General features: G+C 66.5%; 11 protein-coding genes. 3 read left to right on the top strand and 8 right to left on the bottom strand.

Features of this window, described 5'->3' with window-relative positions:
• From acnB to NUG20_RS10230, 3 genes are read right to left on the bottom strand one after another with little or no spacing between them, the layout of a single operon-like run.
• Positions 1 to 2,592 (bottom strand): bifunctional aconitate hydratase 2/2-methylisocitrate dehydratase, encoded by a 2,592-nt coding sequence (acnB, locus tag NUG20_RS10240; RefSeq protein ID WP_263398209.1) that lies wholly within the window; start codon positions 2,590 to 2,592, stop codon positions 1 to 3.
• Between the two features lie 52 nt (positions 2,593 to 2,644).
• The gene (locus NUG20_RS10235) at positions 2,645 to 3,052 is read right to left on the bottom strand and encodes a type II toxin-antitoxin system VapC family toxin (RefSeq protein WP_263398208.1); all 408 of its coding nucleotides are present in this window, start codon (positions 3,050 to 3,052) and stop codon (positions 2,645 to 2,647) included.
• The gene (locus tag NUG20_RS10230) at positions 3,049 to 3,306 is read right to left on the bottom strand and encodes an AbrB/MazE/SpoVT family DNA-binding domain-containing protein (protein WP_263398207.1); all 258 of its coding nucleotides are present in this window, start codon (positions 3,304 to 3,306) and stop codon (positions 3,049 to 3,051) included. Before NUG20_RS10230 ends, NUG20_RS10235 begins: the two co-directional genes overlap by 4 nt.
• A gap of 147 nt (positions 3,307 to 3,453) precedes the next feature.
• On the opposite strand from NUG20_RS10230, the gene acnA reads away from it, so the two are divergent.
• On the top strand, positions 3,454 to 6,222 hold the full coding sequence (gene acnA, locus NUG20_RS10225) for an aconitate hydratase AcnA (protein ID WP_263398206.1): 2,769 nt from the start codon (positions 3,454 to 3,456) through the stop codon (positions 6,220 to 6,222).
• A 181-nt stretch (positions 6,223 to 6,403) separates the two neighbouring features.
• Here the strand turns inward: acnA and NUG20_RS10220 are convergent, their stop codons facing one another.
• Positions 6,404 to 6,826 carry a nuclear transport factor 2 family protein gene (locus tag NUG20_RS10220; protein WP_263398450.1) on the bottom strand — a complete coding sequence of 141 codons (423 nt, stop codon included), beginning with the start codon at positions 6,824 to 6,826 and terminating at the stop codon, positions 6,404 to 6,406.
• 119 nt (positions 6,827 to 6,945) lie between these two features.
• Between NUG20_RS10220 and NUG20_RS10215 the strand changes: the two genes are divergently transcribed.
• Together NUG20_RS10215 and NUG20_RS10210 are read left to right on the top strand one after the other, a co-directional pair.
• Entirely contained in the window at positions 6,946 to 8,628 is a 1,683-nt protein-coding gene (locus NUG20_RS10215; protein WP_263398205.1) for a fatty acyl-CoA ligase RpfB, read from the top strand.
• A gap of 155 nt (positions 8,629 to 8,783) precedes the next feature.
• The gene (locus tag NUG20_RS10210) at positions 8,784 to 9,653 is read left to right on the top strand and encodes a crotonase/enoyl-CoA hydratase family protein (RefSeq protein ID WP_263398204.1); all 870 of its coding nucleotides are present in this window, start codon (positions 8,784 to 8,786) and stop codon (positions 9,651 to 9,653) included.
• Positions 9,654 to 9,715: 62 nt separating this feature from the next.
• On the opposite strand, the gene NUG20_RS10205 is transcribed toward NUG20_RS10210, so the two are convergent.
• The 4 genes from NUG20_RS10205 to prfB form a co-directional block, all read right to left on the bottom strand.
• A complete protein-coding gene (locus NUG20_RS10205; RefSeq protein WP_263398203.1) occupies positions 9,716 to 11,878 on the bottom strand; it encodes an ATP-binding protein in 2,163 nt (720 codons plus the stop codon).
• A gap of 1 nt (position 11,879) precedes the next feature.
• Complete coding sequence (locus tag NUG20_RS10200; protein WP_263398202.1) at positions 11,880 to 13,016, bottom strand: cyclic di-GMP phosphodiesterase response regulator RpfG; 1,137 nt, start codon at positions 13,014 to 13,016, stop codon at positions 11,880 to 11,882.
• Between the two features lie 165 nt (positions 13,017 to 13,181).
• Complete coding sequence (gene lysS / locus NUG20_RS10195; RefSeq protein ID WP_263398201.1) at positions 13,182 to 14,699, bottom strand: lysine--tRNA ligase; 1,518 nt, start codon at positions 14,697 to 14,699, stop codon at positions 13,182 to 13,184.
• 97 nt (positions 14,700 to 14,796) lie between these two features.
• Positions 14,797 to 15,922 (bottom strand): peptide chain release factor 2 gene (gene prfB, locus NUG20_RS10190; RefSeq protein ID WP_263398200.1). Its coding sequence is split into 2 segments (ribosomal slippage): positions 14,797 to 15,846 and positions 15,848 to 15,922, totalling 1,125 coding nucleotides; the frame shifts between segments, so codons are not numbered across the junction.
• Positions 15,923 to 15,929: the final 7 nt, after the last annotated feature.

Below are 15,929 nucleotides of genomic sequence, written 5' to 3'. Positions count from 1 at the left end.
TCAGGCGGCGACCGTATCGGCCACGTCCTGGTATTCCTGGATCTGGTCGAAGTTCATGTAGCGGTAGATCTGCTCGCCGCTGGTCTTGATCACGCCCACGTCGGCCATGTACTCGTCCTTGGTCGGGATGCGGCCCAGGCGCGAACAGATCGCCGCCAGTTCCGCCGAGCCCAAATAGACGTTGGTGTTGCGGCCCAGCCGGTTGGGGAAGTTGCGGGTGGAGGTGGAGAACACCGTGGCGCCCTCGCGCGCCTGCGCCTGGTTGCCCATGCACAGCGAGCAGCCCGGCATCTCCATGCGCGCGCCGGCCGCGCCGAAGGTGCCGTAGTGGCCTTCCTTGGTCAGCTCGGAGGCGTCCATCTTGGTCGGCGGCGCGACCCACAGGCGGGTCGGGATGTCGCGCTTGCCTTCCAGCAGCTTGGCCGCGGCGCGGAAGTGGCCGATGTTGGTCATGCACGAGCCGATGAACACTTCGTCGATCGCCGCGCCGGCGACTTCGGACAGCGTCTTGACGTCGTCCGGATCGTTCGGGCACGCCACGATCGGCTCGTGGATGTCGGCCAGGTCGATCTCGATCACCGCGGCGTACTCGGCATCGGCATCGGGCTCGAGCAGCTGCGGATCGGCCAGCCACTCTTCCATCTTCTTGATGCGGCGGCCCAGGGTGCGCGCATCGGCGTAGCCTTCGGCGATCATCCAGCGCAGCAGGGTGATGTTGCTGGTGAGGTACTCGACGATCGGTTCCTTGTTCAGGCGCACGCTGCAGCCGGCGGCGGAGCGCTCGGCCGAGGCGTCGGACAGTTCGAACGCCTGCTCCACCTTCAAGTTCGGCAAGCCTTCGATCTCCAGGATGCGGCCGGAGAAGATGTTCTTCTTGCCCTGCTTGGCGACGGTCAGCAGGCCGTCCTTGATCGCGTACAGCGGGATCGCGTTGACCAGATCGCGCAGGGTCACGCCCGGCTGCATCTCGCCCTTGAAGCGCACCAGCACGCTCTCCGGCATGTCCAGCGGCATCACGCCGGTGGCCGCGGCGAAGGCGACCAGGCCGGAGCCGGCCGGGAACGAGATGCCGATCGGGAAGCGGGTGTGCGAGTCGCCGCCGGTGCCGACGGTGTCGGGCAGCAGCATGCGGTTGAGCCAGCTGTGGATCACGCCGTCGCCCGGACGCAGCGACACGCCGCCGCGGGTGGAGATGAACTCCGGCAGGGTGTGGTGGGTCTTGACGTCGACCGGCTTCGGATACGCGGCGGTGTGGCAGAACGACTGCATCACCAGGTCGGCGGAGAAGCCCAGGCAGGCCAGGTCCTTCAGCTCGTCGCGGGTCATCGGCCCGGTGGTGTCCTGCGAACCCACCGAGGTCATCTTCGGTTCGCAGTAGGTGCCCGGACGCATGCCCTTGCCTTCCGGCAGGCCGCAGGCGCGGCCGACCATCTTCTGCGCCAGCGAGAAGCCCTTGCCGGTATCGGCGGGCACCATCGGCAGGCGGAACAGGTCCGAGGCCGGCAGGCCCAGGAACTCGCGCGCCTTGGCGGTCAGGCCGCGGCCGACGATCAGCGGGATGCGGCCACCGGCACGCACTTCGTCGAACAGCACGTCCGACTTCATCGCGAATTCGGCGATCACCTGGCCGTTCTTCAGCGCCTTGCCGTCGTACGGACGCAGCTCGACCACGTCGCCGTGCTCCATCTGCGACACGTCCAGCTCGATCGGCAGCGCGCCGGCGTCTTCCATCGTGTTGTAGAAGATCGGCGCGATCTTTGAACCCAGGCACACGCCGCCGAAACGCTTGTTGGGGATGTACGGGATGTCCTCACCGGTCCACCACAGCACCGAGTTGGTCGCCGACTTGCGGCTGGAACCGGTACCGACCACGTCGCCGACGTAGGCGACCAGGTGGCCCTTGGCCTTGAGCTCGGCGATGGCCTGGATCGGGCCGCGCTTGCCGTCCTCCTCCGGCTGGAACGCGGCGCCGTCGCGCTTGTTCTTCAGCATCGCCAGCGCGTGCATGGGGATGTCCGGGCGCGTGGTCGCGTCCGGCGCCGGCGACAGGTCGTCGGTGTTGGTCTCGCCCGGCACCTTGAACACGGTGACGGTCAGGCTCTGCGGCACTTCCGGCTTGCTGGTGAACCACTCGGCATCGGCCCAGCTCTGCAGCACCGCCTTGGCGTGCGCGTTGCCGGCCTCGGCCTTTTCCTGCACGTCGTGGAACGCATCGAAGATCAGCAGGGTGTGCTTCAGGCCTTCGGCGGCGACCGCGCCGAGCTCGGCGTTGTCCAGCAGCTCGATCAGCGGATGGATGTTGTAGCCGCCGAGCATGGTGCCGAGCAGCTCGGTGGCGCGGGTCGGACTGATCAGCGCGCTCTTCTCGGTGCCGAAGGCGAGCGCGGCCAGGTACGAGGCCTTGACCTTGGCGGCGTCGTCGACGCCGGCCGGCACGCGCTGGCTCAGCAGCTCGACCAGGAACGCCTCCTCGCCGGCCGGCGGCTGCTTCAGCAGCTCGATGACCTCGGCGGTCTGCTGCGCGCTCAGCGGCAGCGGCGGGATTCCGAGCGCGGCGCGCTCTGCGACGTGGTGGCGGTAGGCTTCCAACATGCGGGTTCTCCGGGAATTTCGGTGGGGATGAGCGGTAAGCGGATGCGCGGCGTCAGGCGGCCGGCTTGGGCACGATGATCTTCAGGCCCTTGAAGTAGTCGCGGAAAAAGCCGTCGTCGCGGGTGATCAGGCCGTCGCATTGCAGCAGCGCATGGGCACCGATCAGGAAATCGGCCACCACCCGCTCGCGCTTGCCGCCGCGGGCGCGGAAGCGGCGCTGCATCTCGCCGGCGCGCAACGCCGACTTGGCCTCCAGCGCGTTGAAGCGGATGCTCATGTCCTCCAGCACCGACAGCGCCTCGGCGCCGTCGCGCAGCGCGCTGCACACCTCGGCCAGGACGATGTCGCACACCACCACCGGGCCGGTGCTCAGGCACTGGCGCAGGCAGGCTTCGGTGGCGTCGGCCTGCGGGCCGTCGGCCAGCAGGTCCACCAGCACGGACGAGTCGATCGCGATCATGCCTTGGTGTCGGGCTCGAACGGATCGCCCGGCGCACGGCCGCGGATCGCGCGCATCGCCTCGTCGGTGCTGGCGAAGCCGTCGAGCTTGAAGCGGCCGCGCGCGCGCGAGATCGCATCGTCCACGCTCTTGCGCAGGATGATGCGGCCGCCGTCCAGCTCCACCTTCAGGATGGTGCCCTTGCTCAGGCCCAGCGCATCGCGCACGGCCTTGGGCAAGGTGATCTGACCGCGCTCGGCGACGGTGGCTTCCATGGTGGCCTCCACAAGGTATGCACGAATTTTACATACTTGAAGCGTCATACTCAAGCCCGCATACAGCGCCGGTAACACCCTCCATACACACTGAATGGGTCAGAATGACCGCAGTCCCTACAGCCGCGACGCCATAGGAGTTCCGTGATGAGCGATTCCTTCTCCACCCGTACCTCGCTCGAGGTCAACGGCAAACGCTACGCCTACTACAGCCTGCCCAAGCTCGCCGAGCGCTTCGACATCGGCCGCCTGCCCTACTCGCTGAAGATCCTGCTGGAAAACCTGCTGCGCCACGAAGACGGCGGCGTGACCGTGGGCAAGGACCACATCGAGGCGGTGGCCAAGTGGGACCCCAAGGCCGAGCCGGACACCGAGATCGCGTTCATGCCGGCGCGGGTGGTGCTGCAGGACTTCACCGGCGTGCCGTGCGTGGTCGACCTGGCGGCGATGCGCGATGCGGTGGTCAAGCTCGGCGGGCGCCCGGAGCAGATCAATCCGCTGATTCCTTCGGAACTGGTGATCGACCATTCGGTGCAGGTGGACGTGTTCGGCAAGGCCGACGCGCTCGACCTCAACGGCAAGATCGAATTCCAGCGCAACATGGAACGCTACGGCTTCCTGCGCTGGGGCCAGAAGGCGTTCGACAACTTCAAGGTGGTGCCGCCTAACACCGGCATCGTGCACCAGGTCAACCTGGAACACCTGGCGCGGGTGGTGATGACCGCCGAGCGCGACGGCGAAGCGATCGCGTATCCGGACACGGTGTTCGGCACCGACAGCCATACCACCATGATCAACGGCATCGGCGTGCTCGGCTGGGGCGTGGGCGGCATCGAGGCCGAAGCGGCGATGCTCGGCCAGCCCTCGTCGATGCTGATCCCGCAGGTGGTCGGCTTCAAGCTGACCGGCAGGCTGCCCGAAGGCGCCACCGCCACCGACCTGGTGCTGACGGTGACGCAGATGCTGCGCAAGCACGGCGTGGTCGGCAAGTTCGTCGAGTTCTTCGGCGACGGCCTGCAGCACCTGCCGCTGGCCGACCGCGCCACCATCGGCAACATGGCCCCGGAGTACGGCGCCACCTGCGGCATCTTCCCGGTCGACGCCGAATCGCTGACCTACCTGCGCCTGTCCGGGCGCAGCGAGGAGCAGATCGCGCTGGTCGAGGCCTATGCCAAGGCGCAGGGCCTGTGGCACGACGCCGACACCGCGCACGCCGCCTACAGCGCCACGCTGGAGCTGGACATGGCCGAGGTCAAGCCGTCGCTGGCCGGGCCCAAGCGCCCGCAGGACCGGGTGCTGCTGGAAGACATGCAGCGCAATTTCCGCGACAACCTGGTGCCGTTCGCCGAAGCGCGGCACAAGCGCCGCAGCGACCTGAAGCAGGAAGACCGGCTCAAGAACGAAGGCGGCGGCGGCACCGCGGTCGGCGCCAAGGCCTCGCAGGCCGAGACCGCCGAAGACAGCGGCGGCGGCTGGCAGCTGCGCGACGGCTCGGTGGTGATCGCCGCGATCACCTCCTGCACCAACACCTCCAACCCGGCGGTGATGCTCGGCGCCGGATTGCTGGCGCGCAACGCCGTGGCCAAGGGCCTGAAGGCGCAGCCGTGGGTCAAGACCTCGCTCGGGCCGGGCTCGCTGGTGGTCACCGACTACCTGAAGAAGGCCGGGGTGATGAACGACCTGGAAAAACTGGGCTTCTACGTGGTCGGCTACGGCTGCACCACCTGCATCGGCAATTCCGGCCCGCTGCCGGAGGACGTGTCGGCGGCGATCGCCAGGGACGACCTGGTGGTGGCCTCGGTGCTGTCGGGCAACCGCAACTTCGAAGGCCGCGTGCACCCGGAAGTGAAGATGAACTACCTGGCCTCGCCGCCGCTGGTGGTCGCCTACGCCATCGCCGGCACCACCGACATCGACCTGAGCCGCGATCCGCTCGGCATCGGCAACGACGGCCAGCCGGTGTACCTGCGCGACATCTGGCCGAGCAACAAGGAAATCGGCGACAGCATCGCCGCCACCGTCGGCCCGGAGATGTTCAAGCAGAACTACGCCGACGTGTTCAAGGGCGACAGCCGCTGGGCCGCGATCGCCTCACCCGACGGCGAGCTGTACGCCTGGGACGCCGCCTCCACCTACATCAAGAACCCGCCCTACTTCGACGGCATGACCATGCAGGTCGGCACCGTCGACGACGTGCACGGCGCGCGCGTGCTCGGCCTGTTCGGCGACTCGATCACCACCGACCACATCTCCCCGGCCGGCAACATCAAGAAGGATTCGCCGGCGGGCCGCTTCCTGCAGGAACGCGGCGTGCAGCCGGCCGACTTCAACAGCTACGGCAGCCGCCGCGGCAACGACGACGTGATGGTGCGCGGCACCTTCGCCAACATCCGCATCAAGAACCTGATGTTCGGCGGCGAGGAAGGCGGCAACACCCTGTACCGCGGCCCGGACGGCGCGCAGCCGGAGAAGCTGGCGATCTACGACGCGGCGATGAAGTACAAGGCCGACGGCGTGCCGCTGGTGGTCGTGGCCGGCAAGGAATACGGCACCGGTTCCTCGCGCGACTGGGCGGCCAAGGGCACCAACCTGCTCGGGGTCAAGGCGGTGATCGCCGAGAGCTTCGAGCGTATCCACCGCTCCAACCTGGTCGGCATGGGCGTGCTGCCGCTGCAGTTCCTGGACAACGAGAACGCGCAGTCGCTGGGCCTGGACGGCTCGGAGGTGTTCGACATCACCGGGCTGCAGGACGGCGCCAGCAAGCGCGCCACCGTCGATGCCAAGAAGGCCGACGGCAGCGTCAAGCAGTTCCAGGTCAAGGTGCTGCTGCTGACGCCCAAGGAAGTGGAGTACTTCAAGCACGGCGGCCTGCTGCAATACGTGCTGCGCCAGCTGGCGGCGCGCAAGGCCGCCTGAGGCTGCAGCCGCGCGCGGCGTCCTGCACGGGCGCCGCGCGCGTTCATGCAAAAGCGTGTGGCCGTGCACGATCCGGCACGGGCACGGCGTTCGACGTGGGGCTCCGGTTACATCGATGGCGAATGCGCCCTGTTCTTGCAATGGGGCGATAACCGTCAGCGCACACGCACACTTTGCGTCGCTACGGTGCCGCGCTCCATTGCGCATGCCGCAACCGCCACTGGCCATCCTGCTCGCGCCAGCCCGTGACCACCGCATAGCGCTGCATCCGCTCCGGCAATAGACGTCCGTCGCCGCCGCTGACCACCGCATCGAAATGCACCGTGGCGTCGCTGCCCTGCAACTGGATCGACAGCGGCCCGGTGCTCACGCCGATCCGCGCGTTGGCCAGGAATTGCGCGCGCAACAGGTTGTGCAGCGCAACACGATCCATCCCCGCCTCGCCGACGAAATCGTCGGCCACCGCCGCCATCGCGTCGCGCGGCCGGCGTTCCTCCACCGCCGCCTGCATGGCGGCCATGTCCTTGCGCAGCCGCTGTTCCGCCGAATCGCGCTGGCAGCCGAGCAACGCCAGCGCCATCGCACACCCCCATCCCCACGCCATTGCCTGTCGCACCGGATTCTCCTCGGTTTCGCCTTTTCCATGCGGAACGGTATCCTGCCACTCGCCACGCCGCAGCGTTGCGTCGGCGTGCGGCAGCATTCCACACGAGGGGGGAGTACATGAGTCAGGAACGTCCGTGGTTGCAGAGTTATCCGGCCGGCATTCCCGCCGAGATCGACGTCAATGAGTACCGATCCGTCGCAGCGGTGTTCGAAACTTCCGTCGCCAAGTTCGGCGACCGCCCGGCCTACAGCAACTTCGGCAAGACCCTGACCTACCGCGAGGCCGGCGAACTGGCCCGGCATTTCGCCGCCTACCTGCTCGGCGAGTTGCAGCTCAAGAAGGGCGACCGCGTCGCGCTGATGATGCCCAACTGCCTGCAGTACCCGATCGCCACCTTCGGCGTGCTGCTGGCCGGCATGACCGTGGTCAACGTCAATCCGCTGTACACGCCGCGCGAACTGCGCCACCAGCTGATCGATTCTGGCGCCAGCGCGATCGTGGTGATCGACAACTTCGGCAAGACCGTGCAGGAAGTGCTGGCCGACACCCCGCTCAAGCAGGTCATCACCACCGGCCTGGGCGACATGCTCGGCTTCCCGAAGGGCGCGCTGGTCAACTTCGTGCTGAAGTACGTCAAGAAGCTGGTGCCCGACTACGACATCCCCAACGCGGTGCGCTTCCGCGACACGCTCACCCTGGGCCGCCTGCACACGCTGCCGCAGCTGGACATCGACCCGGACGACATCGCCTTCCTGCAGTACACCGGCGGCACCACCGGGGTGGCCAAGGGCGCGATGCTGACCCACCGCAACCTGGTCGCGAACATGCTGCAGGCCGGCGCCTGGATCGCCGCGTCCGGCAAGCTGGAGGAAGGCAAGGAAGTCATCATCACCGCGCTGCCGCTGTACCACATCTTCGCGCTGACCGCGAACGGCCTGGTGTTCATGAAGCTCGGCGGCCTCAACCACCTGATCAGCAATCCGCGCGACATGCCCGGCTTCGTCAAGGAGTTGCAGAAGACCCGCTTCACCGCCTTCACCGGGGTCAACACGTTGTTCAACGGCCTGCTCAACACGCCCGGCTTCGACAAGGTGGACTTCTCGGCGCTGAAGTTCACCCTGGGCGGCGGCATGGCGGTGCAGCGCGCCGTGGCCGAGCGCTGGAAGCAGGTGACCGGAGTGACCCTGGTCGAGGCCTACGGGCTGACCGAGACCTCGCCCGCGGCCTGCATCAACCCGCTGACGCTGCAGGAATACAACGGCGCCATCGGCTTGCCGATCCCGTCCACCGACGCCTGCGTCAAGGACGACCAGGGCCAGACCCTGGCGCCCGGCGAGGTCGGCGAGCTATGCATCAAGGGGCCGCAGGTGATGAAGGGCTACTGGCGGCGCCCGGAGGAGACCGCCGGCGCCGTCGATGCCGACGGCTGGCTGCACACCGGCGACATGGCGCGGATGGATCCGCAGGGCTTCTTCTACATCGTCGACCGCAAGAAGGACATGATCCTGGTCTCCGGCTTCAACGTGTACCCGAACGAGGTCGAGGACGTGATCGCGATGATGCCCGGCGTGCTGGAAGTGGCCGCGGTCGGGGTGCCGGACGAGAAATCCGGCGAAGTGGTCAAGGTGGTCATCGTCAAGAAGGACCCGAACCTCACCGCCGAGGACGTCAAGGCCCACGCCCGCGCCAACCTGACCGGCTACAAGCACCCGCGCATCGTCGAGTTCCGCAAGGAACTGCCCAAGACCAATGTCGGCAAGATCCTGCGGCGGGAGCTGCGCGACAACCAGCCGCAGTGATCCGCGCGGTACGGCAGGCGCCGGCTTAGCGCCTGCCGTACCAAGGCTTTCGCCAGACGCTGAGGTCAAAGCTCCAGGTGTAGCATCGCCCGGGTGGAATCGCACTCGCCCGCTGCGCCACGTCATCTCGCGGGCGTTCTTCCGAGAACCCTGCCATGAGCATGATCGACACGCTGCCCCGTACCCGCTCCTACTCCACCATCCGCGTCGATTCGGACGGCGCCGACGACAGCCATTGGCTGTACATGCATGCAGGCCAGCAGCCCGGCACCCGCCCTTGCTTCCAAAGCCAGATGCTTGACGACGTACTGGCTGCACTCAGTGCGCTCACGACCCAACAACATCATCAGCGCAAGAGCGCGCTAAAGCATCTGGTGATCGCGTCCGACGCCAATGTCTTCAACCTAGGCGGCGATCTTGCGCTTTTTTCCGACCTGATCCGTAGACAAGACCGCAATCAATTGCTCAGCTACGCACATCGTTGCGTAAGTGGCGTCCATCAACTGCATCGGGGACTGGCTGGAGACGTGCGAACGATTGCACTTCTGCAAGGCGATGCATTGGGCGGCGGCCTGGAGATCGCGCTAGCGTGCCATACCATCGTCGCCGAAGAAGGCGTCATGATGGGCCTACCAGAAGCGATTTTTGACCTGTTCCCTGGCATGGGCGCCTATTCGTTCCTATGCAAGCGGATGCCTGCGCACCTGGCCGAGAAAATCATCTTGGAGGGAAATCTCTACAGCAGCGAGCAGATGCATGCGATGGGGGTCGTCGACGTACTGGTTCCCAAGAATCAAGGTAAGGAGGCGGTAAGAAACCTTATCCGCACGCAACGACGAAGCCAGCACTCGTATCTGGCAATGAACACCGCACGCAATCTGGTGCAGCCTGTGACCCTCCAGGAGTTGAAGGCCGTTACCGAGGTATGGGTGGACTCTGCCCTGGCGCTGGACGAAAAATCGCTCCGCACCATGGATCGGCTAGTGCGCGCACAAACGCGGCGTTTACAGGACGTGGCGGCCTGACCAGGGAAAACGCCGGTGGCCAGGGGGCCGGCCCGGCTTAATGCCGGGCTCTACCGAGGAAGCTAGCGACTTTTCCCTTCGTCGGACGCGGCGCTTCGGCGAGCGCGCAAGTCCAGCGCTTCGCGACCCTCGGTCAGCCCGGCATTGAGCGCCATCAGCCGTTGCCGCCACTCGCTGCGCATCTGCCATTCCGCCATTTGCATCAGTTCGCCCCCAAGGCTGGCCAGCTTCACCAGGCCCAGGTTGCTCGCCACACCCTTGATCGCATGCGCGTGCTCGCGCAGACGCTCCCAGTGTTCGGCCTGGCCAGCAACCTGCATTCCGCCAAGGCAACCTTCTGCGTCGTTGAGGCATTGCGAGATGAACTCGCGTTCGAAGCCGTCGCCCATGCCGAGACCGGCGAGTTCATCGAGCACAGACGGATCCAGCACCCCGTCGAACGATGACGCGGCCGGTCGCGCCGACGGTTCGCCGGTGCCGCGCAGCCTGCCATCGGTGGCGATGTCGGTCAGCGTATCCAGCAACCGGTTCGCCACCACCGGCTTGGCCAGGAAGGTATGCGCGCCGGCCTGCTCGCAGCGCCGGATCGATTCGGGCGTGACATCGGCGCTGAGCACCACCACCGGCGTGCGCGGCCCGCCGGCCTGCATCACCCGCAGCTGCTTGAGCATGTCCAGCCCGCTCATGCCCGGCATATGTAGATCGACGATCACCGCGTCGAATTCGCTTTCGGCCAGCGCATCGAGCACCGCCTCGGCGCCATCGACGCAGATCGCCCGGTGGCCCGCCTTCTGCAACATGCGCTGCAGCACCATGCGATTGGCGGCGTGGTCGTCGGCGACCAGAATGCGCATGCCGCGGACTCGCGCGCGATGGCGCAGGAACGGGTCCGAAAACGCGATGACGTTGCCGGCCTGTTCAGATGCCTCGGATACCTCAGAGACCTGTACGGTCGCCGAGAGCGATGCACCCGCGTCGAATGGCAGGTCGAACCAGAAACGGCTGCCGCGCGGCGGGTTTTCCTGATAGCCGATACTTCCTCCCATCGACTCGACCAGGCCTTTGGCGATCGTGGTCCCCAACCCCGTACCTTCGTAGCGCCGGGCCAATCCCACATCAGCTTGCTCGAACGCATCGAACAGTCGCGAGCGCATCGCCGAGGGCACGCCGATTCCGGTGTCGATAATGTCGAAACTGAGCCAAATCTGCTCATTTTCGGTCTTCAGCATGCGCACACGAACGTCGATGCGGCCCAACTCGGTGAACTTGATCGCGTTACCGGCCAGATTCAACAAAACCTGCCGCAAGTGCCCCACATCGCCGGACAGACTGTCCGGCACGTCAGGCGCAACATCGACGTGGTATCCGATCGTTTTGGCGCGCGCTTGCGGCTGCAGGATCAACCCGATCTGGTCGATCGCTTCACGCAACGAAAACTCGCTCTTGTCGATCCGGACCTTTCCAGCTTCGATCGCGGAAATGTCCAGCACTTCCTCGACCAACGAGAGCAGGCTGCGAGCGGACGCCTGGATGGTCCCCACGCACTCGCGCTGCTCGGCATCGAGCTTGGTCGTCGACAACAGTTCGGTCATGCCCGACAGGCCATTGAGCGGGGTCCGGAACTCATGGCTCATGTTGGCCAGAAACCGACTCTTCGCCTCGTTGGCGCGCTGCGCCTCCTTGGTGGCGCTGGTCAATTGCCGAAGCAGGCCGGAAAGGTACAACGGTACCGCCAGCAGGCCGATCACCAAGCCAATGCCCAGGCCGACATTTTCTCGCCAATACGGCGTTACCCACACCGTGGTGCCGAAGCTGAGCACCCCCATGGCGACCGCCAGGTACAAGTAACTGTTGCCATAGCGCAATCCGTTACCCACCGTCACCCACATCACCACCACGTACATCCAGGCCAGCGGTTCGCCCATGCCGACCATTGCGCAGGCGATCAGCCCATAGTCGGCGATCATGCCGATGATGCGTCGCAAATCGGACCGTTCCGGCCGCCATAGCAGCCACATCACCACCGCCAGCGAAAGCACCAACCCGGACGAAACGACGCCGACCACTTCCAGATATTGCCGCAGCGGCAGCGTAGCGCGCGGGCCCGGCAACAGAACATAGCTGAGAATGATCGAGATCAACACGATACGCACCAGTGCCTGTGCGTGCTCGCTGTCGGTACGGTTCGAAAGTCGATGTCGGAACCAGGCGATCGCTGACGTCACGTCACACCCCCGGCCGGACCGACGCCGTCGAGAATTTCTCGCAGATCATGTGCAGCTGCTCGCGCCCGCGGAACAGCGCGTCGACGCAGCGCGGGTCGAACAGGCGGCCGCGTTGCGCGTAGAGGTAGGCGAGGGTCGCGTCCATGGTCCATGCTTCCTTGTAGGGACGCGGCGAGATCAGCGCGTCGAAGACGTCGGCGACCGCGACGATCCGCGCTTCCAGCGGGATCGCTTCGCCGACCAGCCCGTCGGGGTAACCGCTGCCATCGTACCGCTCATGGTGGCGCAGCGCGATCAGCGCGCCGACCTGGATGAAGCGGTTCTGGCTGCCGCTGAGCAGTTCGTAGCCGATGCGCGGGTGCATGCGCATCACCGCCATCTCCTCCTCGTTGAGCTTGCCGGGCTTGAGCAGCACCGCATCGGGAATGGCGATCTTGCCCATGTCGTGCAGGCTCGCCGCCATTTCGATGACCCGCACCTCGTCTTCGGACAGGCCGAGCTGCTCGGCGATCAGGCCGGCCACGTGCGCCATCCGCTCCAGGTAGGCGCTGGTCCCGGCATCGCGGTACTCGATCGCCCGCGCCAGCCGCGACAGGGTTTCGCGCTCGCGCTCCTCGACTTCGCGCATGCTGGCCAGCAGGCGCTGCTCCAGCGACATCGCGCGCTGCTTGATGTTCTCGCTCTGCAGCCGCAGCTGCAGCAGGTTGTGGCAGCGCGCGCGCAGTTCGCGCGGGCGGATCGGCTTGACCAGGAAGTCGATGACACCGGCTTCCAGCGCGGCCTGGCGGATCGGCTCGTCGCCGACCACGGTGATCAGGATGATCGGGATGTCGCGATGCTTGGGCTGGCGCCGCAACCGGCGCGCGAATTCCAGCCCGTCCATGCCGGGCATGCGGTAGTCGAGCAGCAACAGGTCGACCTTGCCGGCCTCGCACCAGGCCAGTGCAGCCTGCGAGTCGCCGAAGTCGCGCACGGTCAGTTCCGGGGCGACGTCCTCGATCACGTGGCGCAGCATCGTGCGCGCGGACGTCTGATCGTCGACGATGACGATGTTCAAGCGATTGTCCGTCCCCTCCGCCCAGTCCGGGCGGTCCCCGCTGGAGGATACTCCGGACAGGCTCATGCTGGCACCTTGCATCTGCGACCCTCCCGCCCACGCGTACCGGGCTGCTGAGACAACAACGGGAAACGCTCCGGTGCCGGCCACGCCGACCCGCACGCCTCACTTCAGCCGGCGTGCCAACCGCCTGCCTGCCGACGCCCGATACAAGAACCGCGCCAGGGCCGCATCGCCCTGGTTAGATTAAGCCTCCGGACGCATGTACGGAAACAGCAGCACGTCACGGATCGAGTTGCTGCCAGTCAGCAACATTACCAGCCGGTCGATGCCGATGCCCAGGCCGCCGGTCGGCGGCAGACCGACTTCCAGGGCGCGGATGTAGTCGGCGTCGAAGTGCATGGCCTCGTCGTCGCCACCCTCCTTCGCCGCCACCTGGGCCTGGAACCGGGCCGCCTGGTCTTCCGGATCGTTGAGCTCGGAGAAGCCGTTGGCGATCTCCTTGCCGTTGATGAACAGCTCGAAGCGGTCGGTGTAGCCCGGCTCAGTGTCGCTGGAACGGGCCAGCGGCGACACCTCGACCGGGTGGTCGGTGATGAAGGTCGGCTGGATCAGGGTGTGCTCGACGGTGGCCTCGAAGATCTCCAGCAGCAGCTTGCCCCAGCCGTAGGACGGCTTGGTGCGGATTTTCAGCCGCTCGCAGTGGCGCAGCAGGGCGTCGCGGTCGGTGCAGTCGGCGGCGCTGATCTGCGGATTGTGGTGGCGCACCGCCTCGTCCATGCGCCAGCGGCGGAATGCTGGCGCCAGATCGATGTCGGCGCCGTCCCAGTGCACCTGGGTGGTGCCGAGCACCTCCTGGGCCACGTCGCGGATCACGTTCTCGGTCAGGTCCATCACCTCGTGGTACGTGGCGTAGGCCTCGTACAGCTCCATCATGGTGAATTCTGGATTGTGCCGGGTACTGACGCCTTCGTTGCGGAAGTTGCGGTTGATCTCGTAGACGCGTTCCAGGCCGCCGACCACCAGCCGCTTCAGGTACAGCTCCGGCGCCACGCGCAGGTACAGGTCCAGGTCCAGCGCATTGTGGTGGGTGGTGAACGGCTTGGCGGTGGCGCCGCCGGGAATGTAATGCATCATCGGCGTCTCCACTTCCAGGAAGCGGCGCGCGTCCAGCCAGGCGCGCATCGCGCGGATGATCTTGGAGCGCTTGACGAACACTTCGCGCGCCTCCGGCGACACGATCAGGTCGACGTAGCGCTGGCGATAGCGCTGCTCCACGTCGGACAGGCCGTGCCATTTGTCCGGCAGCGGGCGCAGCGCCTTGGTCAGCAGCCGCAGCGCGGTCGCCTTGACCGACAGCTCGCCGGTCTTGGTGCGGGTCAGCCCGCCCTCCACGCCAATGATGTCGCCGATGTCCCAGCCCTTGAACGCGTCGTAGGCCGCGCCCAGCGCGTTGGCCTGCAGGAACAGCTGGATGCGTCCGGATTCGTCCTGCAGCTGCACGAAGCTGGCCTTGCCCATCACCCGCTTGGCCAGCAGGCGCCCGGCCAGGCGCAGGCTGCGGCCTTCGGCCTCCAGCGCCTCGGCGCTCCAGCGCTCGGCGTCGGCGAACTCGGCCTGCAGGTCGCCGGCGAAGTCGTGGCGGCGGAAATCGTTCGGATAGGCCACACCCTGCGCGCGCAACGCTCCCAGCTTGGCGCGGCGTTCGGCGATGAGGCCGTTCTCGTCGGCGGGAAGGGACGGCGCGGGGGTCTGCTCGGTCATGGGAATGGGTACGCGGAGAAGAAGGGAGAGGATGCAGCAGATGCGGGTGCCGCGCCGCATGGCCGGCCTCCGCCACGGCGGGGCGGAGGCCGACGGTTCAGGCGTCGCTGCGTTTGGCGCCGACTTCCAGGCCGGACTTGAGGCTGGCCTCGACGAATTCGTCCAGGTCGCCGTCCAGCACCTTCTGCGTGTCGGTGCGTTCGATGCCGGTGCGCAGGTCCTTGATCCGGCTCTGGTCGAGCACGTAGTTGCGGATCTGGCTGCCCCAGCCGATGTCCGACTTGGTCGCCTCGACCGCATCGCGCTCGGCGTTGCGCTTCTGGATCTCCAGCTCGTACAGCTTGGCGGCGAGCATCTTCATCGCGTTGTCGCGGTTCTGGTGCTGGCTGCGCCCGGTCTGGCAGGCCACGACGATGTTGGTCGGGATGTGGGTGATGCGCACCGCCGACTCGGTCTTGTTGACGTGCTGGCCGCCGGCGCCGGAGGAGCGGTAGACGTCGGTGCGCAGGTCGGCCGGGTTGATGTCGATGTCGATGTTGTCGTCCACTTCCGGCGACACGAACACCGAGGTGAAGCTGGTGTGGCGGCGGTTGTCCGAATCGAACGGCGACTTGCGCACCAGCCGGTGCACGCCGGTCTCGGTCTTCAGCCAGCCGTAGGCGAAATCGCCTTCCACGCGCAGCGTGGCCGACTTGATGCCGGCCACTTCGCCGCCGGACACTTCCATCAACTCGGTCTTCCAGCCGCGCGACTCGCACCAGCGCAGGTACATGCGCAGCAGGATCTCGGCCCAGTCCTGCGCCTCGGTGCCGCCGGCGCCGGCCTGGATGTCGACGAAGGCGTTGCTGGCGTCCATCTGCCCGGAGAACATGCGCTGGAATTCCAGCTTCTCCACGTGCGCCTGGAAGCGCTCGACATCGGCGACCACCGCCAGCGCGGTGTCCTCGTCGTCCTCGCTCTCGGCCAGTTCAAGGAACTCCAGCGCCTCGTTCAGCCCGTCGAGCACGCTGGCGATGCCGCCGACGGTCTTCTCCAGATTGGAGCGCTCGCGGCCCAGGCCCTGGGCGCGCTCGGGGTCGTTCCAGACATCGGGATTTTCCAGTTCCCGGGTGACTTCCTCCAGGCGTTCTTTCTTGACGTCGTAGTCAAAGAAACCCCCGGAGCGACAGCACCCGATCGGACAGATCGGCGATGCGGTGGCGGATGGGATTGAGTTCGATCATGGCGGCA

This window comes from Xanthomonas sp. CFBP 8443, from assembly GCF_025666195.1.
In the GTDB taxonomy this organism is placed as follows: domain Bacteria; phylum Pseudomonadota; class Gammaproteobacteria; order Xanthomonadales; family Xanthomonadaceae; genus Xanthomonas_A.
The sequence above is the reverse complement of the archived record's forward strand: the minus strand, read 5'-3'. Positions and strand labels throughout refer to the sequence as shown.

Coding starts and splice junctions, on each gene's coding strand:
- acnB (WP_263398209.1), bottom strand. CDS start 2,592: ATGTTGGAAGCCTACCGCCACCACGTCGCAGAGCGCGCCGCGCTCGGA.
- NUG20_RS10235 (WP_263398208.1), bottom strand. CDS start 3,052: ATGATCGCGATCGACTCGTCCGTGCTGGTGGACCTGCTGGCCGACGGC.
- NUG20_RS10230 (WP_263398207.1), bottom strand. CDS start 3,306: ATGGAAGCCACCGTCGCCGAGCGCGGTCAGATCACCTTGCCCAAGGCC.
- acnA (WP_263398206.1), top strand. CDS start 3,454: ATGAGCGATTCCTTCTCCACCCGTACCTCGCTCGAGGTCAACGGCAAA.
- NUG20_RS10220 (WP_263398450.1), bottom strand. CDS start 6,826: ATGGCGTGGGGATGGGGGTGTGCGATGGCGCTGGCGTTGCTCGGCTGC.
- NUG20_RS10215 (WP_263398205.1), top strand. CDS start 6,946: ATGAGTCAGGAACGTCCGTGGTTGCAGAGTTATCCGGCCGGCATTCCC.
- NUG20_RS10210 (WP_263398204.1), top strand. CDS start 8,784: ATGAGCATGATCGACACGCTGCCCCGTACCCGCTCCTACTCCACCATC.
- NUG20_RS10200 (WP_263398202.1), bottom strand. CDS start 13,016: ATGCAAGGTGCCAGCATGAGCCTGTCCGGAGTATCCTCCAGCGGGGAC.
- lysS (WP_263398201.1), bottom strand. CDS start 14,699: ATGACCGAGCAGACCCCCGCGCCGTCCCTTCCCGCCGACGAGAACGGC.